General features: G+C 33.3%; 12 protein-coding genes. 10 read left to right on the top strand and 2 right to left on the bottom strand.

Annotated features, from left to right (window positions below; translation table 11 throughout):
• Positions 1-32 precede the first annotated feature (32 nt).
• The 4 genes from AC2TDS_RS10640 (at position 33) to AC2TDS_RS10625 (ending at position 3929) form a co-directional block, all read left to right on the top strand.
• Positions 33-236, top strand: a complete 204-nt coding sequence (locus tag AC2TDS_RS10640; RefSeq protein ID WP_484735566.1) for a hypothetical protein — start codon at positions 33-35, stop codon at positions 234-236.
• Between the two features lie 24 nt (positions 237-260).
• On the top strand, positions 261-467 hold the full coding sequence (locus AC2TDS_RS10635) for a hypothetical protein (RefSeq protein ID WP_484735565.1): 207 nt from the start codon (positions 261-263) through the stop codon (positions 465-467).
• A gap of 66 nt (positions 468-533) precedes the next feature.
• Positions 534-1259: a GLPGLI family protein gene (locus AC2TDS_RS10630; protein WP_484735564.1), complete on the top strand. Its 726-nt coding sequence runs from the start codon at positions 534-536 to the stop codon at positions 1257-1259.
• 3 nt (positions 1260-1262) lie between these two features.
• Entirely contained in the window at positions 1263-3929 is a 2667-nt protein-coding gene (locus AC2TDS_RS10625; protein WP_484735563.1) for a carboxypeptidase-like regulatory domain-containing protein, read from the top strand.
• A 164-nt stretch (positions 3930-4093) separates the two neighbouring features.
• Here the strand turns inward: AC2TDS_RS10625 and AC2TDS_RS10620 are convergent, their stop codons facing one another.
• Together AC2TDS_RS10620 and AC2TDS_RS10615 are read right to left on the bottom strand one after the other, a co-directional pair.
• The gene (locus AC2TDS_RS10620) at positions 4094-6559 is read right to left on the bottom strand and encodes a DUF5686 and carboxypeptidase regulatory-like domain-containing protein (protein WP_484735562.1); all 2466 of its coding nucleotides are present in this window, start codon (positions 6557-6559) and stop codon (positions 4094-4096) included.
• Between the two features lie 131 nt (positions 6560-6690).
• On the bottom strand, positions 6691-9318 hold the full coding sequence (locus AC2TDS_RS10615) for an AsmA family protein (protein ID WP_484735561.1): 2628 nt from the start codon (positions 9316-9318) through the stop codon (positions 6691-6693).
• Positions 9319-9442: 124 nt separating this feature from the next.
• Between AC2TDS_RS10615 and queG the strand changes: the two genes are divergently transcribed.
• From queG to AC2TDS_RS10585, 6 genes are all read left to right on the top strand, one after another.
• Complete coding sequence (gene queG / locus AC2TDS_RS10610; RefSeq protein WP_484735560.1) at positions 9443-10372, top strand: tRNA epoxyqueuosine(34) reductase QueG; 930 nt, start codon at positions 9443-9445, stop codon at positions 10370-10372.
• 248 nt (positions 10373-10620) lie between these two features.
• Positions 10621-12903, top strand: coding sequence for an NADP-dependent malic enzyme (locus AC2TDS_RS10605; RefSeq protein WP_484735559.1), 2283 nt, complete (start codon positions 10621-10623; stop codon positions 12901-12903).
• 68 nt (positions 12904-12971) lie between these two features.
• Positions 12972-13553, top strand: coding sequence for a Holliday junction branch migration protein RuvA (gene ruvA, locus AC2TDS_RS10600; RefSeq protein WP_484735558.1), 582 nt, complete (start codon positions 12972-12974; stop codon positions 13551-13553).
• Positions 13554-13558: 5 nt separating this feature from the next.
• Complete coding sequence (gene sov / locus AC2TDS_RS10595; protein ID WP_484735557.1) at positions 13559-20725, top strand: T9SS outer membrane translocon Sov/SprA; 7167 nt, start codon at positions 13559-13561, stop codon at positions 20723-20725.
• A 31-nt stretch (positions 20726-20756) separates the two neighbouring features.
• The gene (gene gcvH, locus AC2TDS_RS10590) at positions 20757-21137 is read left to right on the top strand and encodes a glycine cleavage system protein GcvH (RefSeq protein WP_484735556.1); all 381 of its coding nucleotides are present in this window, start codon (positions 20757-20759) and stop codon (positions 21135-21137) included.
• Entirely contained in the window at positions 21103-21486 is a 384-nt protein-coding gene (locus tag AC2TDS_RS10585) for a VanZ family protein (protein ID WP_484735555.1), read from the top strand. Before gcvH ends, AC2TDS_RS10585 begins: the two co-directional genes overlap by 35 nt.
• The last annotated feature ends 3 nt before the right edge of the window (positions 21487-21489 follow it).

The raw sequence follows: 21489 nt of genomic DNA, 5'->3' as shown, positions 1-21489 counted from the left end.
AGTACTAATTAATTAAACTTAAAAAGTATAAAATGAAAAAAGTATTTATAACAGTAGCACTGGTTTTTGCTACTAGTAGCATTGTTAATGCAAATGTTAGTTTAGTAGCTGATTGTGATGGTTACGCTTCAAGCGGAGCGCAACATTATGAAGAATTGGTTGGGTGTTTAAGTTCTGAAGAGTACAATAATGCTTGGGAAATGTTCCATAGTTTCTGTAGGAATTATATGGAATAAAATAATAATATAAAATTTATAAACATGAAAAAACTAATTTTAATATTAACAATTTCAGCTTTTACAGCTAGTGTTAAAGCTGTCGATACAAAAAACGAAGTAGAAGTATTGGATTGTGAAGCTTTTGCTTCTGCCGCAATGCAAGCCCTAGAAGAGGCAGAAGGTTGTTTAACTACTGAAGAGTACAATAATGGATGGAATGGTGTTTATCACTATTGTTCAATGCATTAACTTTATTCCTCTAATTTTTATAAGTTAGGGGAGTACTTATTATAATAGAAATAATTTTAAAATTTTATGAAAAAACTAACTGTTTTAGTATTGTTGTTTTTGTTCAAAAACATCATGGGGCAAGAAAAAGATAACTACACTATTTACTATCAAATTGATAAATATCAGAGAAATGAGATTAAAAAATCAAACGATAAAAAAATAAATGATTTTATAACGAAGATAGGAAGTGTTCAAAAAGAACTTGAATTTGAACTCCTTTTTAATGACGAAAAGGGGGTTTTTAGGCAAAAACGAATTATGATTCCAGAAGGTAAAGAGTTTTTTTATAATATGGCATCCCATGGTGTTACACCTGATGTTATTTTTTATAAAGACATTAAAGCTAAATTTAAAATAAGAAACTATCAAGGGGAGCTATTTAAGATAATATATCCTTATCAGCAATATGATTGGGAAATAACGAAAGAAACTAAACTAATAAAAGGGTATAAGTGTTATAAAGCGATAACCAATTGGTCTGAATATGATTACGGGCGTGATATTACTTTAAAATTTAAACCCTTTGCTTGGTTTACGTATGATATACCATATCCTTATGGGCCAAAAGGAATGGATGGGCTTCCTGGTTTGGTATTAGAAGGTTCTTTTAATGGTGTTACATATTTTAGGGCTAAAGAAATTAAAAGTGAGAAGAGTTTAAAATTTCCTAAAATAAAAAAGGCGAAAGAAATTAGTTTCACAGATTTTTTAAAATTAATAGGGGAGACATATAAAAATAGAAGAAGATAAAAAATGTTTAAAAAATGCTGTTTTGTATTCTTTACTTTGTTTACCTTAATTGAGGTTACGGCTCAAAAAAAAATATTACAAGGCTTTGTAAGAGATAGCATTGGAAATAAGTTGTCTTATGCTAATATAATTGCTAAACAAAAAGAAACTGTTAAAGATTTAGTTTTTACTATTACAAATGAAGAAGGGAAGTATAAACTTAAATTAGTAGAAAATAAAGAGTATATTATTAGTATAACTCACCTAGGGTTTGAGAAGTTGACTTACAGGTTTTTAACAACTAATAGTAGTGTAAAAAACTTTATACTTAAAGAAGCAAAAAATGAGTTAGAGGAAGTTGTAATCGAACAACCAGTAACGGTAAAGCAAGATACGACCATTTACAATACCGATAAATTTATCAATGGAACAGAGCGTAAGTTAAAAAACGTATTAAAAAAATTACCAGGTTTTGAAGTTGATAAAAACGGAGGTGTTACCGTACAAGGAAAAAAGGTAACCAAATTATTAGTAGATGGGAAAATTTTTTTTGGTGGAGGTACCAAGTTAGGTGTGGAGAATATCCCTGCAGATGCCGTAGATAAGGTGGAGGTAATTGATAACTATAATGAAGTAGCATTTCTAAAAAACCTATCGGACTCTGATGAAATGGCTATGAATATTCAATTGAAAGAAGATAAAAAACGTTTTGTTTTTGGCGATATTGAAGCAGGAGCGGGAAATGATTCCTATTACAAAAGCAATGCTAATCTATTTTATTATTCTCCTAAAACTAATGTTAATTTCATTGGAAATTTGAACAATATTGGAGAGAAAACCTTTACATTCAAAGATTATTTAAGTTTTCAAGGTGGTGTTAATGCCGTTTTTAGCGGTAATTTTAACTGGAAAGGTGGTGATTTTTCTCAGTTTTTAGAGAACACAGATGTTTTAAGAAGCTATCAGCGTTTTGGTGCCCTTAATATCACAAAAGTTGCTTCTGAAAAGCTAGATGTTTCTGGCTACGCCATTTTTTCTCATAATAACATACAAAGTTTTCAGGAAACGTTAAATGAATATACGGCATTTTCAGAAGATAAAGAAACCAATATGAGCACTAAAGATGTTTTAGGTATTGCTAAGTTTAATCTAGAATATGCACCTTCGCTTAAGGAGCAATTCTACATAAGAAGCCAGTTGAAGCGAAGTACACACTATGGTACTAATAGTATTCTATCATCAATTGAGAGTCAGGTAAATTCTATTTTTACGGATAGGTCGGTTGGCGCTTGGAATGTAAATCAAACGATTGAATGGCACAAAAAACAATCAAAAAAACATACTTTTTCGGCGGTAGCTACTTATATTTTTGATAGCAATAATCCTACAACCCTTTGGAATGCTTCTCAGTCTTTTGCTCAAACGATACAGACTATTGTAAACCCAATAGACGTAAACCAAAATGAGTTACGATTACAACAATTAAAAGAACAAAAGCAACATTATTTATACACGGTATTTAAAGACTTTTGGGTGTTAAACAATAGCAATCATTTTTATACCACTATAGGAAATACACACCAGCAAGATAAGTTTGTAAGCGAAGATTCGCAAATACTTGATGATTCAAGTAAGAATGATTTTACGAATGGAGGGTTTAATAATAAAACGGTTTTGAAGTTTAATGATTTTTTCGCTGGAGTTCACTATAAATTCAGAACGGGTATTTTCACGTTTAAACAGGGTGCTTTTCTGCACAATTATAATTGGAAAGTACATCAAGAGAATTCATTTATAAACAGGTATAAATGGGTAATATTGCCCGATTTTTTGATGAAGATTGAGTTTAATAAATCAAAGAGATTAAAGCTTAATTACAATTTGAAAACGAATTTCTCGGATGTTTCTAAATTCGCGAATAGGTTTTACTTGCAGTCATATAATTCTGTATTTAAAGGAAATGAAAATTTAGAAAACGAATTGTTTCATTCTGCCAGAATATATTATAGTCGATTTAGCCTGTATCGAGGAATAATGTTATATGCCAGTGCTAATTACACCAAGAAAATTAGAGGCTATAGAAATACAGTTGATTTCGATGGTGTCAATCGTTTTGTGAGTATCGATCTTTTTAATAATCCTGATGAAAATTGGAGTATACGAGGTAGCATTAGAAAGAAAATCAATGAGATGCGTTATAAAATACAAGGAGATTACAGAAAATCAACTTTTCTTCAACAGGTGAATAGCTCTTTTACAAATAATATGAACACCAATTATTCTTATAGGTTAAGTGCTGAGACTTTATTTGATAATTTCCCAACAATTGAGTTTGGATATAAAAGATCAATAGGTAACTATATTTCAAGTAATGCTAACTCAATATTTATAACAAATGAACCTTTTGTGGATATAGAGCACAGTTTTTTAAAAGGATTTGTTTTTAAAGGAGACTACAGCCATTACGATTATGAAAATAAAACATTAGGACAACAAAACAGCTATTCTATTGCCAATGTATCTTTATTTTATCAAAAAGAAGATAGTCCGTGGAACTTTAAAGTTACAGCTCAAAATATGTTAAACGAAACATTTAAACAAAGCAATAGTTTTTCAGAGTATCTAATTTCTGATACTAAAACATATATTATGCCCAGAGTTGTTTTATTGAGTATTGGGTATAAATTGTAGTCGATTCTTTATTTAAGTTATAAAGCGTACTAGTATAAGATGTTTTTTACCCCAATAAATATAGAAATAACTATCATTCCGATGAGATACGACCAAGGAATCTCTATGCAGAGAGTATAGGCGTTCACCAGTACAAAAAATTTCATTTGAAGCCATAGATAGCTCTATAATTTCAGCCCAAAAAGAACTCGATTTTCTTTTTGACCATTAAAATTAGATTGCACAAAATCCAGACGTAAAATGCGCCATTTACCAAAACCAATATTATCCAGCCCTAAAGAGAATTCTGAATAGGGCTTGTTACCACCAGTAAACAATCCTTTAGCACCAGCGACCAATTGAAAATTTAATCGATTTAACAAAGGTATTTTGCTTAGAAGCGCTCCTTTAAAGTGTTGCTGAGCATGTAGCTCACCATATTTATCGTTAGAGCTTAGGGAGTAGTAGGGTAATGCTAAAAATTCGTTTAGGTAGTTGCTTCTGGGAACGGATAAACGATTTCCGTTAAAATGAGCATAATCCATAAACGGGATGTCTTTCTTCTTTTCTAAAAACAAACCGCCTTTAGCTTTGTATGTAAAGGTTCCCCAATTACCAAATGAAATATCGTGGTATAACTGTGATGACAGTACATCTGAATTCCATTCATTTCTACCAGAGCCAAAATTCTTCGTATACTCCACGTAAAGTGAGGGGTATTTTTTATTGCCAATGTTTATTTTACTGTTGGGGTACGACCAGTATTTTTGACCAAATTGTATAGAAGCACCAAGACTCAGCGTCCACATATTATGCGGTGTAAAAGAGCTGCTAAAATCATTTGGATATTGGGGGTTGTTAGAAGTATAGTCCACATCTGTTTGAGGAAACATCACATAATTAGTGTTGTTAAACAAAGGTTTTCTATCCGCGAACTCAATGCTTGAATAAAGATGCAATCCATTAATTACTTCTTGTGAATAAGAGGCATTGATAAAAGTCTTTTCATAGATTTTCATATAATTCCTCTCAAATAAAACAGAACTGATGGTATTCAAAAATGGCGAAATCGGATTTTTAGCATTAAACTGCGATGTTGTTAAACCACCAGAGAGTTTTAAAACAGGATAAGTAGTGTTATTCCACTTATAGGAGAAGTAAGCAGTAGGTCTTGTTTTTTTATCAGCAAGACCATAGTTTACAGATACACCAGTATTTATTCTTTTACCATTATCGTTTAATTTCTTACCAAAACCAATAGCTAAAGTCGAGTTCCAACCTTGCACAGTATTAAAACTCAAATGACTGATGGGAGAGGAAATAGAAACGGACCATTTTTGATACGAATTGTCATAGCTATACCCAGTAATTACGTTCAGAAGATTAAATTTGTTTCTTTTCGAATCAATGGAGTCCAAATATTTTTTTGATTTCCTGATTGCTTTGATACTGTCTTTGAGTTTATAATCAGCAATTTCCTCTGTTGTCAGGTCAACAGGACGAATAGAATTCCAATAGACGGGATCTTTTTTAGTGGCATTTTTTGCGAACGATAGCACTTCATTGGTAAAGAATGTACCAGTAAAGTCAGGTGAAAAATTATAGTTTGAGTAAGCTGCTGAAAAACGACCGTTAAAATTAATCCCTAACATCCCTGCTTTAAAATCTATCGTTTGGGTAATCAATGCCCATGCCTTTGTTTTTAAAACATAATTGTAGTTCTGCTTAATGTGCAACTCTTTAATCATTGGTACACCAACTTGTGCACCTGAAACGCTAATATTGACTCCATAAATAGCCCAGTCGTCCTCAACAATATAAATAAAGCCACTAAAAACGCGGTCATTTTTTCTTTTAGGAAGTAGCTCAATTTTGTTCACTAATTTACCATTCGTATCATAAAAAGTTCCTCTTAGTTTATAATTATAATATCCAAAAGCGACATCAGCAATAGGAGATATCATTTGAGCTTCAGCAAGATTGAAGGTGTTTTCATAAAAGTTAAAATTTACTTCGTCTGCTTGATTAAAGCTAATTCCGTTGTCTTGACCCGATACTTTTGAAGCAATAATATATTCTTTAAATTTTTTAGGCTTTTTTTGATAGGCTATTTTTGAAATAGTTTCAGAAAGATATACAATACCACTGCGAGTAGAATCTAAACCCCCACCGAAGTCACCGACATTTTGACCGAGAAATTTTTTTGGAGCATTTTTAATTTTAAATAACCCGCGAGAGTAAAAATCGGCTGTATATGTTGCGAGTTTATCTGTGTTTTTATCTTTACTGGCGATCGCATTTCTTATAATTTGATTTGCGGGGTTTTCTTTTGAATTAATTTGCACTTCATCCAATGAAACCTGCTCTTCTTCAAGAGTGATGTTGAGGGTATGCGGAAATGTAGTAACAAGAACAGGCTGTTTCACCGTTTTGTAACCTAAAAACTGAAATATTAGAATGTAATTTCTTGATTTTGAAATATCTATTATGTAGTTGCCATTGTTGTTTGTGGTTGCTCCTGCAATACTATTTTCTAAATAGACGCTTACAAAAGGCAATGGTTCTCCGTTTTTATTGGTAACCGTTCCTTTTATTTGCGAAAAACTTAACATTGAAAACAATAAACAAATAAGTGTAATAATTTTTCTCATGGTTTCAGTTTAGCATTAGTGTAACAAATCTAAAGTTCATTATATCAGTAGTATGACTGAATAATGTTAAGTTTGTTACAAAAAAAGCTTAAAATTAAAGACATCTGCTTTTTCTAAAAGGTTGCTTATGGTTATTTTTTCTTTTCTGTCTTCGCTTCTTTTTTCTTTTTCTTGCCAAATAAACCACCTAGTGCATCGGTTACCTTTTTAACTGTTTTTTGAGTATCGTTTGCTGAGGTTTTAGTGGAGTCCTTTTTTGATCCGCCCAATAAATTACCAAGGGTATTGTTCACAAGGTTGTTTTTTTGTTGTTGGATCAATTTTTGACTTAGCGTTGAAACGGAAGATGATAAATCTGTTTGAACTTTTGGAGATGTCATGTTCCCTGAAATGGTAGCGGTTACAGGTACCGTTATATTCTGATCTTTGGCACTTAACTTAGATAATAATCCAGAAACCTCACTTCCTAAGTATTTTGCAGGAACATCAAAGGTAACATCGTAGTTCATACTTTGATCAAAACCATGACTTCCCCCAATATTAATAGCGATATCTTTATAGTTCAACTTAAATGGAGCCACCTTTACCTTTCCTGAATTAAATGAAAATTTCGTTTTTAGATCCGATAAATCTAGCTTTGTTAAATCAATAAAAGACAATTGGCTATCCAACAAACTCAAGGCCTTTGTCTTTTCAGGATTAATTTTAGTTGTTAAAAGTTCTGCCAACGCTTTTCCTGTAATAGTGCTTAAATTAGGGGTGAAGTCATTGTTTAAACTTCCTGACAAGTTGATATCTGAGTTTAATTTACCATCCATGGCCCCTGCAATAGGGCTCAGAGCTTGCAATAAATCCATGCTATTAAAAGATTGAGAAATATCAAAAGAATTAATACCTAGTTTCATGGCGAAAGTAGGCTCTGTTTTTTGCGTACTTACTTCACCGTTTAATGTTATTTGCCCGTTAAAAACAGAGGCATTCATGTTCTGAAGTGTTGCTTTTTCATCTTTTAACCATAACGTACCTTGTACATTTTTAAGAGTTAAATTGTCGTAATGAACCGTTTTCGCATCGGCGAGAACTTTGCAATCTAAGAAAGCCGGAATTTTCAAAGACTCTTCAGAAGATGGTTCTTCAGAAGGCGTATTTTCGTCGGATGGCGTATCTTTATTTTCAGTACTTTTCTGCATAAAATCACTCACATAAAAATCAGTTGACTTTACATTAAAAGTACCTTGTAGTTTTTTGTTAGACAGTAAAAAGCCCAAAAGATTATGAATACTACCATTGGCACTCAAATCACTTTTACCCGTTTTAGCTTCAAACTTACGTAAAGAAATGACCCTCGGATCAAAATCTATTTTAGTAGTTTTAATTTCAATTGGATTTACCATGTCTTGTGAAGAAAAAACGAAATCATTTACTTCAATAGTTCCATCATTTTTAATGCGCTCAACAATATTCTTCTTTATGGCGTTTAGGTCGAATTGTGTATGTAGGTTTGCTTTTACAACACCGGTTAATTCATTGTCTAATTCGACAGGATAAGCTTTGTTGATATTAGCTAAATTTAATGTTCCTTTTATAGTAGCATTCACCTTAGGATTTGTTGTTAAATGGTAGGCAGATCCTTTTCCAGAAAAAACATCCTCATCAATTTTAAAAGATAGATTATGAATCGTTACAAAAGTGTTTTCAACTCTTCCGGTAGTGTTTTTAAGTTGCGCGTTAATTGCAATATTACGTACGCTTTTGGGTAAGTCAGGGTATTTAAATGAAGCGTTGGTAGCATTCATTGTAATGTCTAGTTTCGGTATGTTTAAATCATCAATAACACCCTGTATTTTTCCCTCTACACCAAAGTTCCCAGCTGTTTCAATACCTGCGATATTTTTAGTGTATATTTCAGGAATTAACCCAAGAAAATTTTTGAAATCTGAAGAAGGAGTTTTAAAATCTATGGCAACCTCTTGGTTGGTATCATTGATTTGAATGTATCCATTAAAAACAAGGGGTAAATTATTTAATGTTGCCTCATTTTTCAAAAAAGAAAATCGGTTATTCACTAAATCCATACCAAGAACCGCAGCGAGGGTGATTTTTTGATTATTGACATAAGAAACACCATTCATTCCAAAAGAAATCGTTGTACTCGTTTTTGTGTTTAATTCCGAATTAGACTGCGAAAAGTCTCCACTTCCAGTATGATTAAAGTCACTAAGGGATAGTGTTGTTTTTCCTTTTTTGTCGTGATAATTTATCCTTGAATTAGTGATCCCGTATTCTTCAATAGACAAAGCGAAATTTGAAGAAGTTGATTCTTGTTCTGAAGGCTCGGTGGATGTTTCAGTGTTAGCAGGCATGGTAATATCGTAATTAGCATTACCCTTCTCATTTACAAGAACATTTACTAAGGCATTGTCAATAGTAAATGACTTTATATACAATTGCTCAGAAGTATTTTTAAAAAGATCAGTAAGTTTTAATTTTAAAACAACGTCCTTTGCATATAACAAAGTGTCTCCTTTAAAAGGTGCATTGTTAATTACAGAAACATTGGAAAGTTTGACAGAAGCACTTGGGAAATTTCTTAGTAAGCTTAAGCTACCATCAGAAAAATCAACCTGTGCATTAATATTGTTATTGATGGTTTCTTTTATGAGACCGACAATTTTGTCTTGAAACAATAGAGGGATACTTACCAACAAAACAAAAACCGTAAGTACAATACCAATGGCTATTTTAGAAACTTTTTTCATAGTGAAAATATTTAATTTACAGATGCTAACGAACAAAGTTCCGTATTTATTTGTTAACATAAGGCTAAGAAAAGTATAAAAATAAAAGTTTTGGTAATTTTGTGGTTTAAAATGAGCCGTATCAGTGAAAACAAAAGAGCAATATTCTGATTTTATAAAATCTCAAGCTAAAAGATTGGGGTTTTTAGCCTGTGGTATTGCGAAAGCCGAATTTCTAGAGGAAGAAGCACCGCGTTTAGAAAAGTGGTTGAGAAATGGTTTTCATGGAGAGATGCGCTATATGGAAAATCATTTTGATAAACGATTAGATCCACGATTGTTGGTTGAAGGAGCCAAATCAGTAATATCACTATCGTATAATTATTTCCCAGAAGAAACTCAGAAAGGAGACAGTTACAAACTTTCCAAATATGCTTATGGGCAGGATTATCACCATGTAATTAAGGATAAATTAAAAGAATTATTAACATCCATAAAAGATGAAATAGGAGAAGTGTCAGGGCGTTGTTTTGTGGATTCTGCGCCTGTATTAGAACGTGCTTGGGCAGAAAAATCGGGGTTGGGTTGGAACGGTAAACACTCGTTACTAATTCAAAAACAACAAGGCTCTTTCTTTTTTTTGGCGGAACTCATTATTGATTTAGAATTGGCATATGATCATCCTTTTACTACAGATCATTGCGGTAAATGCACACGTTGTATTGATGCGTGTCCTACAGAAGCTATTTTACCCAATAATACCGTTGATGGAAGTAAATGTATCTCTTATTTAACTATTGAGTTAAGAGACTCAATACCTTCTGACTTTAAAGATAAAACACAAAATTGGATGTTTGGTTGTGATATATGTCAAGATGTATGCCCTTGGAATCGTTTTTCAAAACCACATTCAGAACCATTGTTTTCTCCGAAGGAGAATTTACTAGAAATGACTAAAAAAGATTGGTTAGAATTAACGCAAGAAACATTTAGTAAAGTATTTAAAAAATCGGCCGTTAAAAGAACTAAATTTTCTGGACTGCAACGAAATATTTCTTTTTTACAGGATACGTAAAATGTATAAGTTTGTTTATACGAGTAAACAAAATCATCTTGCTGTTCTTTTAGACCTGTTCAAAACCTGTATTGTTTTTTCGATATTAGTGCCTTTTGATAGGTGTTTTCATAGATTCAAAATTTCAGATAGTAACATGGAATTAAAATGTATCAATCAAAGGATGTTAAATATTACTTTTATCAGGTGTAAATTATTTTACTTCATAACAAAATGTATATTTGTAAGTTCATATAAATAACACCATTATGAGCGAATCTAGAAAAAGACGAGAAGCTTTATTATATCATGCGAAACCAAGACCAGGAAAGATATCTGTTGTTCCAACGAAAAAGTATGCAACACAACACGATTTATCCTTAGCGTATTCACCGGGTGTTGCTGAACCTTGTTTGGAGATTGCGAAAGATAAAAACAATGTATACAAATACACTGCAAAGAGCAATTTGGTAGCGGTTATTTCGAATGGTACGGCAGTTTTAGGATTGGGTGATATTGGTCCAGAAGCCTCAAAGCCAGTTATGGAAGGTAAAGGATTGCTTTTTAAAATATTTGCAGATATAGATGTTTTTGATATTGAGGTTGACGTTACAGATGTAGATAAATTTGTGGAAACAGTAAAGGCAATTTCTCCAACTTTTGGAGGGATTAATTTAGAAGATATTAAGGCTCCTGAGGCATTTGAGATAGAGAGAAGATTAAAAGAAGAATTAGATATTCCCGTAATGCACGATGATCAGCACGGAACGGCTATTATTTCTGCGGCAGCTTTGAAAAACGCTTTAGAAATTAACGGAAAGAGTATTTCAGAGGTGAAGATTGTTGTTAATGGAGCTGGAGCTGCGGCAATTTCATGTACCCGTTTGTACTTAGCTCTTGGAGTGAAGAGAGAAAATGTGGTTATGTGTGATAGTAAAGGAGTGATACGAAAAAACAGAGAACACTTAACATCACAAAAGAAGGAATTTGCTACCGATAAAGACGTACATACGTTGGAAGAAGCAATGCATAATTCGGATGTTTTTATTGGTTTGTCTAAAGGAAATGTGGTAACTCCAGAAATGTTATTGTCTATGGCGAAAAATCCTATTGTTTTTGCTATGGCGAACCCTGAACCAGAAATTTCATACGACATTGCAGTGGCAACAAGAGATGATATTATTATGGCAACAGGAAGATCTGATCATCCTAACCAGGTAAATAATGTTTTAGGGTTTCCATTTATTTTTAGAGGTGCTTTAGATGTTCGAGCAACAAAAATCAATGAGGAAATGAAGATGGCAGCGGTGCATGCATTAGCAGATTTGGCTAAAAAATCAGTACCGGAACAGGTGAATATCGTATATGATGAAATAAGTCTTTCGTTTGGGAAAGATTATATTATACCCAAGCCTTTTGACCCAAGATTAATTTACGAAATCCCTCCAGCAATTGCACAAGCAGCAATGAGTTCAGGTGTGGCAAAAGAGCCTATTGAAGATTGGGAGAAGTATAGAGAAGAATTGATGGATAGGTCTGGAACAGGGAGTAAAGAAATACGATTGTTACATAATCGTGCTAAGAAGAACCCGAAAACAATTGTATTTGCAGAAGCGGATCATTTAGATGTATTAAAGGCAGCACAAAGAGTTTATGAAGAGAAAATGGGTACTCCGATTTTACTGGGTAGAAAAGATGTTATTTTAGAATTAAAAGAAGAGTTAGGCTTTTTGGGAGAGGTGCTAATTATTGACCCCAAAACCGATGAAGAAAAAGAGAGAAGAGATAGGTATGCTGAAATATTTTGGAAAACACGCCAACGAAAAGGAGTGACATTTTTTGAAGCGAGAAAATTAATGCGTGAACGTAATTATTTCGCGGCAATGATGGTGAATAGCGGAGAGGCAGATGCCTTGATAACGGGTTATTCAAGACCATATGCCTCAGTAGTTAAGCCTATGTTAGAGCTCATTGAAAAAGATAAAGGAGTTACTAGGGTTGCCGCTACCAACTTAATGCTTACAAAACAAGGCCCTATGTTTTTAGCAGATACCACCATTAATATTAACCCAACTGCTAAAGATTTAGCAAAAATTACACAGTTAACATCAGTACTAGCGAAAATGTTTGGGATGAAACCCAATGTAGCAATGCTTGGCTTTTCAAATTTTGGATCTGCCAAATCTGAAAGCTCTGTAAAAATAAGAGAAGCAGTTGCCTATATTCATAGAAACTTCCCGAATGTGGTGGTTGATGGTGAGTTGCAGGCAGATTTCGCCTTAAATCCGGAATTATTAGCCAAAGAGTTTCCTTTTTCTAAGTTAAATGGAAAGAAAGTAAATGTACTAATATTTCCTAATCTTGATGCGGCGAATATTACGTATAAATTAATGAAACAAGTAGACGATGTCGAATCAGTAGGGCCAATATTACTTGGAATGAGTAAACCAGTACATATTTTACAGTTGGGCGCAAGTGTAGACGAAATGGTTAATATGGCGGCAGTAGCTGTAATAGATGCGCAGAATAAAGCATTAATAAAACAAGTCTAAATCCTTGGAAAAGAGAATTTTTAAAAACAAATAATTTTTCTACTTTAGACAATCGAAAAAAAGAATAGATGATTACACAATTAAGGGGAAGGCTAGTTGAGAAAAATCCAACATACGCTGTGGTAGATTGTAATGGCGTTGGATATTTATTGCATATCTCTTTGAATACATTTTCATCGTTACCAGCGGATGAGAACATTGTTTTATATACGCATCTATCTATAAGAGAAGATGCACATACTTTATATGGTTTTATTAGTAAAACTGAAAGAGAAGTCTTTAGATTATTAGTTTCGGTTTCTGGTGTAGGGCCAAGTACAGCAAGAACCATGCTTTCATCGATGACTTCCGAAGAAATTCAACAAGCTATAGCTTCTGAAAACGTCAAACTAATTCAATCGGTAAAAGGAATTGGCGCAAAAACAGCCCAGAGGGTAATCGTTGATTTAAAAGATAAAATTTTAAAAACGTTCGATTTAGATGAAGTTTCTGTACTGCAAAACAATACTAATAAAGAAGAAGCGTTATCTGCTTTAGAGGTATTAGGATTTGCACGTAAGCAAGCCGATAAAGTAATGAATAGTATAATAAAAGAAACGCCAGAAGCTACCGTAGAACAGCTTATTAAACTGGCGTTAAAAAACTTATAACAGGGTTGAAAAAGACGTTTATCAATAAATTATTTACAGCACTTACTTTATTAGTAAGTGTTGTTTCGTTTTCGCAAAGTGTTTCCAATACTAATGAACAGGTTGTAAAAAATGATACAGTTGTACCGCTTAAATATAACTTTAAGTACAATCAGAGAGGAAAGCTATTTTTAAACAATCCTTCAAAATTTCAAGTAACGTATGACAAAGCCTTAAATAAGTTTGTCTTAGTTGAAAAAATCGGTGATTATTATATTGGTACTCCAATATTTATGACACCGAATGAATATGAGAAGTATCGTTTAAAAAATGATATGAAAGACTATTTTAAAGAAAAGGTAGATGCGACTAATTCAAGAAAAAAAGGAAACAAAAAAGCCAGAAAAAACCTATTACCTAAATACTATGTAAACTCCAAGTTTTTTGAATCTCTTTTTGGAGGCAACACCGTTGAGGTAACTCCAAGAGGTCAGGTGAATATCAAGCTGGGCGGTGTCTATCAAAATAATGAAAACCCACAAATTTCTATTGATAACCAAAGCAGTTTTACATTCGATTTTGATCAACAAATAAGTGCTAGTTTACAGGCAAAAGTAGGTAAACGTTTAAAAGTTACTGCGAATTATGATACCCAATCAACATTTGATTTTCAGAATTTAATAAAATTAGAATATAGCCCAACAGAAGATGATATCATACAAGGAATTGATGCGGGTAATATTAGTATGCCAATTAAGAACTCATTAATAAACGGAGCACAAGCTCTTTTTGGAGTAAAAGCGGACTTACAGTTCGGGAAAACTCGAGTAGTAGCGGCATTTTCACAACAAAATTCTCAGTCAAAAACAGTCGTTGCAGAAGGTGGTGCTACCATTGAGGATTTTGAGTTAAGAGCAACAGATTATGACAATGACCGTCATTTTTTCTTGTCACAATATTTTAGAGAGAATTATAAATCAGCACTGAAACAATACCCTTTAATAAACAGCCCTATTAATATCACAAGAGTTGAAGTTTGGATTACGAATAGAACGCAGAATGTAGCTGATTTTAGAAGTATCGTTGCAATTGCCGATTTAGGAGAATCTAACTCTAATGCGACATCAGATAATTTAGTGAATAACACCGTAATTGACCCAAGTGTTATACCGGTTCAGGTGACAGGAACTAATTTACCCTATAACGAGGTTAATAAATTAGGGCAGTTATTAACTGAAAATGGTGAAATTAGGGATGTTTCAACCATAACTAATGCATTTACTAATGCAAGTATTACAGGAACAACACAAGGAACAGATTATTCGTATTTACAGAATGCTCGAAAATTACAACCCAATGATTATAGGTTACATCCACAGTTAGGGTTTATATCATTAAATAGAAGATTGAATGACGGAGAAGTATTAGCCGTAGCCTATGAATACACGGTGGTAGGAGCAACTGAAAATGGAGCTATTAGTGATAAAACAGTGTTTAAAGTAGGTGAGTTTTCAAACGATGGTGTTATTGCGCCAGCCAATTTAGTTGTCAAATTACTAAGAAGTGAAATATTAACAACGACAAGACCAACAGATAACACAAAAGCGTTTCCAACTTGGCGATTAATGATGAAGAATGTATATGCCATTAGTTCGTATACACTTCAACAAGCAGGATTTCGATTTGAGTTATTATATCGTGATGATGAAACAGGGACGCTACAAAATACCTTACAAAATGCAGACCTTTCGAATATAGAGAACACACCATTAATGCAGGTTTTTCATATTGATAGGCTTGATCAGAGTCAGTATCAGGTACCTGGTGGAGATGGGTTTTTTGATTTTATTGAAGGAGCAACAGTAAATTCAGAAAAAGGCTATGTGATCTTTCCAGATCCAGAACCTTTCGGTGAAAATTCGTATTTAGACACGAAATTAGTTGGAGCAGATAAAGATAAATATTTGTTTGAAGAATTATACTTAACCACTAAAATTCAGGCAAAAAACGAATACCAAAATAAAGATAAGTTCTTTTTAAAGGGGTATTATAAGTCAGAGTCTAGTAGAGGGATTTCGCTCGGAGCATTTAACATTCCAAGAGGTTCAGTTCAGGTAACCGCAGGGGGAAGGCAATTGGTAGAGGGGATTGATTATGTAGTTGACTACCAAATTGGTAAAGTGCAGATTTTAGATCCAGGCTTAGAAGCTTCTGGGATTCCGATTAACGCAACCGTTGAAAACAATACATTTTTTAACCAACAAAGAAAAACATTTATAGGGGTAGATGTGGAGCATCGCTTCTCTGAAAACTTCACCTTAGGAGGAACTTTTTTAAATGTTAGTGAAAAACCGATAACACCAAAAGTTAATTTTGGAGGAGAACCTATTGATAATACCATGATTGGGTTAAATTTAGATTACTCATCTGAAGTTCCTTATTTGACACGATTAGTAAATAAACTACCATTTGTAGAGACAGATGTAGCGTCGAACGTTTCGGTAAGGGCAGACATGGCCTATTTGATGCCAGGTTCACCAAGTGGGATTGATGTAAATGGAACGGCAACGTCATACTTAGATGATTTTGAGGCGTCACAGATCCCGATTAACTTAAATGCTCCACAACAGTGGTTTTTGGCAAGTACACCGGAATCGCAAGGATTGGAGACGGAAGGAAAAGAGGTGAATAACTTGGTGTATAATAATAAAAGAGCCAAAATTGCGTGGTATAACGTAGACCAACTTTTTTATGGAAGTACAAATAGACCAAGCAATATAAATGAGAATGAACTATCTAGAGATGAGGTCCGTCAAATAAAATATGAAGAGTTGTTTGATATAGACTTAGATATCACGCAGCAGAATTTAGTTAGAACATTAGATTTAGCGTTTTACCCATCGGAGAGAGGGCCATATAATTTTAACATAAATGCAGATGAAGTTGATATTAACCCAGACAATGATAAAGTAACGCTTAAAAAACCTGAAGAAAACTGGGGAGGAATTATGCGTTCACTAACCACCAATAACTTTGAGCAGGCCAATGTAGAATATATCCAGTTCTGGTTAATGGATCCTTATGAAAATTACTCGATATCTGAAGGAGAGGGCTTAACGAATGGTTTAAACCCTAAAGATCCTTCTAATCATGGTAAGCTATTTATTAATTTAGGAAATATTTCGGAAGATATTTTACGTGATGGTAGCAAGCAATATGAAAACGGATTGCCAGAAGATGGAATTAAAACGAATGGGAGTAATGTAAGAGAATCAGTATGGGGTTTTACTCCTATGAACCCATCAATATTATATGCTTTTGCTACGGATGAAGGAGCAAGAGTAAATCAAGATGTTGGGTTGGACGGATTAAATGATGCTGAAGAGAAAAGTGATTTTAATAGTGTGTCGTCGTATCCTGCTGAATACAGGGCACTATCTGATCCTTCAGGGGATAATTTTCAGTTTTTTAGAGGAAGTGAATTGGATGCCGGTAATGCATCAATTTTGACACGATACAAGAACTTTAACAACACACAAGGAAATTCACCAACACCGGGGCAATCGAACGAATCGTACCCAACTTCATCAACAACCTATCCGGACACAGAAGACATTAACAAGGATCAAACTATGAATCCTGTAAATAGTTACTTTGAATATGAAGTACCTTTAAGTAAAACAGAACTGGATAAAGGGGTAGGGTTTAATCATATTGTTGATGTTAAAAATAGTTCCGTAACCTTATCAAATGGACAGGTTCGTACCACAAAATGGTATCAGTTTAGAATTCCAGTGAAAGGGGGTACACCAATTAATGGCATTACAGATTTTAATAGTATACGCTTTGTTCGAATGTTCATGACACAATTTAAAGTACCAGTTGTACTTCGATTTGGAGAGTTAGAGCTGGTGCGAAGTGACTGGAGAAGATACACGCAAAATGTGCCAGACACTGAGTTGAATAATTTTGAAATAGGGGTTGTTAATATTGAACAGAACAGTGATAGATACCAATTGCCTCCAGGAATAGAAAGGGAACGACTACAAGGAACGAATCGAGTTCAGCGACAAAACGAGCAATCGGTAACATTGAAAGTAACAGACCTGCCTGCAGATTCAACAAGAACAATATATAAAAATATTAGTATTGACATGCGTAGATATAAAAATTTACGTATGTTTTTGCATGCTGAAGATCCAAATAGAATAGCGCAACAAGGACAAAATACTGAAACTGTTGCTCTCATTCGTTTAGGAACAGACTTGAGTGAAAATTATTATGAAATTGAAAAACCTTTAATTTATTCTAGTAATTCAGGAACCCCTATAGCAGATAAAGTTTGGCCTGTTGAAAACAATTTGGATATACTTCTAGAGGAACTGGCAAATTTAAAGTTAGAAAGAACAGGAAGTGCCTCAAATGTTTTTTCAGGTGTTAGTTCAAATGGATTAAAAATATCTGTGCGAGGAAATCCGACATTGGCTCAAATTAGAACCGTAATGTTGGGGATTAAAAACGAATCTGCATCACCAAAAACTATCGAGATTTGGTTTAATGAATTACGAGTAGTTGGTTTTGATAATAAAGGAGGATGGGCTGCCGTTGTAAATGCGGATGCTAATTTAGCAGATGTAGCAAATATTTCTATAGGGGGTAGAATGTCTACAGTCGGATTTGGAAATGTAGAAGATAGAGTGCAACAAAGAAGTATTGAGGAAGTAAAAAACTATAATATAGCCACCACAGTCCAATTAGATAAAATTTTGATGCCAAAAAAATGGAACATGCAGGTGCCGATGAGCTATAGTTATGGGGAAGAATTTAGAGATCCTAAATATGACCCGCAATTTCAAGATATTAAATTGGAAGATGCAATTGATAAAAACCCAAATAGTAAAAACTCACAAGATTATACAAGAAGAAAAAGCATTAGCTTTATAAATGTTAAAAAGAATAGGAATCCGAAAAGTACGAAAAAGCAAAAGTTCTATGATGTCGAAAACTTTTCAGTTTCATATTCATTTAACGAAGAATATCACAAAGACTATAACATAGAAAAATATGTAAATCAAAACTTAATGGCTGGAGCGAATTACAATTTTAATTTTAAACCGTTTGTAATTGAGCCATTTAAGAAATTGAAAGTAGTTAACAATAAATATTTGAGGTTTATTAAAGATTTTAACCTAAACCCAGTACCCAAAACGATTGCTGTAAACTCAAGAATTAATAGGAATTATAGCTCTCAACAATCAAGAAACCTTATAGAGGGATTATCTCCTCAACCAGAGTTAAAACAGCGAAATTTTGCATTTAATTGGGATTATACCGTTGGTTTTGATTTGTCGAAGTCGTTGCAGTTAAATTTTAATGCAACCAATAGTTTTATTTACGACAGCTTTGGGCAAGATGAAAACCTAGAAATTTATGACAAATTTTTTGACTTAGGAAGGCCAAATAGCTATCATCAAAAACTAAATACTACCTATAAAGTTCCAATTAATAAATTACCATATTTAAGCTTTATAACCGCTGACTATGGGTATACGGCAGATTTTGATTGGCAAGGAACTTCTCAAAGTCCTTTATATAACGATGCAGGCGAAGTAATTGGCGATATTAAAGATAAGGTTGGTAATATGATTCAGAATGCCAATACTCATAATTTAAACACATCTATCGATTTTGGTAGGCTCTATAAAACCTTAAAATTAGATAAATTACTTGTTAAAAAAGGAAAAAAAGCACCAGTAAAGAAAGGATCATTGAAATTAGCAAGTGAGCAAGGTGCCAAGAAACTTAAGCTTAAAAAGAATGCAAGCCTAGGGCAAAAGGCATTAAAAGGCTTGTATGATGTTTTAACATCAGTGAAAAGAGCAAAAATAAGCTATAGCCAAAATAATGGAACTTTATTGCAAGGATATAGACCTTCAGTCGGTTTTCTGGGAAGAAACAACTATGGAGGAGGATTGGCTCCAACATTTGGTTTTGTTTTTGGTAGTCAAACAGATATTTTAACGAATGCTATTTCGAATGGTTGGTTAGTAACACGAGACCCTAATAACCCTGATGATAGCTATTACAACAAGAATTATGGCAAAACCAGTAATAATAAGCTAGACTATACTATTTCTGTTAAACCTTTAAAAAGTTTGACCATCGATCTTAGAGGGAATAGAATTCGAACAAGCAATATCACCCAACAGCTAGATGTTGTAGCAGATGGAATTGGCGGCTTTGAACAGAATACTAGTATAAAAGCCTTTGAAACAGGAAATTATAGTGTAAGTCACTTTATGATGGGTACGATGTTTGCAAATGAAGAAACGCTTTATCAAAACTTTTTAGATTACAGAAGAACCATAGCTAGCAGGTTGCAAAGCACCCAACAGCCGATAACTGGATTTAAAGAGAATGGACAGCAGGTTATGTTACCTGCTTTTATAGCAGCATATTCAGGAAACAGCCCCAATTCAATAAATACTGGGATTTTTAGAGATATCCCTATACCTAACTGGACTTTGCGCTATAACGGTTTTATGAAATATAAATGGTTTAAGAAAAGTTTCTCTTCTTTCACCGTGTCGCATGGCTATAAATCATCATATACAATTGGTAATTACACCAATAACCTACAGTACAATTCTCAGAACATAACAGAAACAAATACTTCTGGTAATTATCAACCAGAACTATTAATTTCGTCAGCAACTTTGATTGATGAATTTTCACCTTTAATAAAAGTAGACTTTAGAATGAAAAACTCATTGTCTTTTAAAGGGGAAATTAGAAGAGATAGAAGTTTAACATTAAACTTTAATAACAATACGATTACGGATATTAATGGAACAGAATATGTATTTGGATTTGGATATAAGATTAGAGATGTTAAATTTGTAACCCGATTTACAGGAAAGAAAGAAACCTTGAAAGGAGATATCAATTTTAGAGCTGATATTTCATTTAGAGATAATTTAACAATTATAAGAAGCGTTGATGAGGTGAACAATCAGGTAACAGGAGGAGAGAGACTCTTTGGTATAAAGTTTTTAGCAGATTATAATTTAAATCAAAATTTAACGGCGTCATTTTATTATAATCACCAAACATTTAACTATGCGATATCTACCACTTTTCCTAGACAATCAGTAAATGCCGGAATCAATTTAGTATATAACTTAGGAAACTAAAACAAACAAAGAATATAAAATAAACAACACAATGAACATTCCATCAGAATTAAAATACACAAAAGATCACGAGTGGGTAAAACTTGAAGGAGATACAGTAACAATAGGGATTACAGATTTTGCGCAAGGAGAATTAGGTGACATCGTTTATGTTGATGTTGATACCTTAGAGGACTCCTTAGATATTGAAGAGGTTTTCGGTTCAGTAGAAGCTGTTAAAACAGTATCTGATTTATTTATGCCCTTATCTGGTGAGGTAATTGAATTCAATGAAGAATTAGAAGATAAACCAGAATTAGTTAACGCTGATCCTTATGGAAAAGGATGGATGATTAAGGTAAAGATTTCAGATACATCACAATTAGAAAACTTGTTAAATGCTGACGCGTATAAAAAACTTGTTCAAGGATAAAAAACTTAGAATTGCAATAGCGGTGCTTATAACCATAAGTATCGCTATTCTTAGTTTAATGAAACTCGATAAACAGATAGTTTCAATAAAACATATCGATAAGCTACAACATACCATTGCTTATTTCTTTCTTGCCTTGTTATGGCTATTGGCTGTAGTTAAAACAAAACAACAATTGTATAGTGTACTCATTGGATGTTTAATTTACGGCATAATTATTGAGGTTTTACAAGCAACGGTAGTGTTGTATAGAACAGGAGAGTATTATGATATCATGGCAAATTCGGTAGGAATCGTTTTGGCTTTTGCACTGTTTAGCTCTTTTTTTTATAAAAAACGTACTATTTAAAAA

The sequence above is a fragment of the Tenacibaculum profundicola genome (genome assembly GCF_057220795.1).
The sequence above is the reverse complement of the archived record's forward strand: the minus strand, read 5'-3'. Positions and strand labels throughout refer to the sequence as shown.

What these genes read in the sequence shown, in the direction of transcription:
- AC2TDS_RS10640 (WP_484735566.1), top strand. Translation starts at nt 33, where the DNA reads ATGAAAAAAGTATTTATAACAGTAGCACTGGTTTTTGCTACTAGTAGC.
- AC2TDS_RS10635 (WP_484735565.1), top strand. Translation starts at nt 261, where the DNA reads ATGAAAAAACTAATTTTAATATTAACAATTTCAGCTTTTACAGCTAGT.
- AC2TDS_RS10630 (WP_484735564.1), top strand. Translation starts at nt 534, where the DNA reads ATGAAAAAACTAACTGTTTTAGTATTGTTGTTTTTGTTCAAAAACATC.
- AC2TDS_RS10625 (WP_484735563.1), top strand. Translation starts at nt 1,263, where the DNA reads ATGTTTAAAAAATGCTGTTTTGTATTCTTTACTTTGTTTACCTTAATT.
- AC2TDS_RS10620 (WP_484735562.1), bottom strand. Translation starts at nt 6,559, where the DNA reads ATGAGAAAAATTATTACACTTATTTGTTTATTGTTTTCAATGTTAAGT.
- AC2TDS_RS10615 (WP_484735561.1), bottom strand. Translation starts at nt 9,318, where the DNA reads ATGAAAAAAGTTTCTAAAATAGCCATTGGTATTGTACTTACGGTTTTT.
- AC2TDS_RS10605 (WP_484735559.1), top strand. Translation starts at nt 10,621, where the DNA reads ATGAGCGAATCTAGAAAAAGACGAGAAGCTTTATTATATCATGCGAAA.
- ruvA (WP_484735558.1), top strand. Translation starts at nt 12,972, where the DNA reads ATGATTACACAATTAAGGGGAAGGCTAGTTGAGAAAAATCCAACATAC.
- gcvH (WP_484735556.1), top strand. Translation starts at nt 20,757, where the DNA reads ATGAACATTCCATCAGAATTAAAATACACAAAAGATCACGAGTGGGTA.
- AC2TDS_RS10585 (WP_484735555.1), top strand. Translation starts at nt 21,103, where the DNA reads ATGCTGACGCGTATAAAAAACTTGTTCAAGGATAAAAAACTTAGAATT.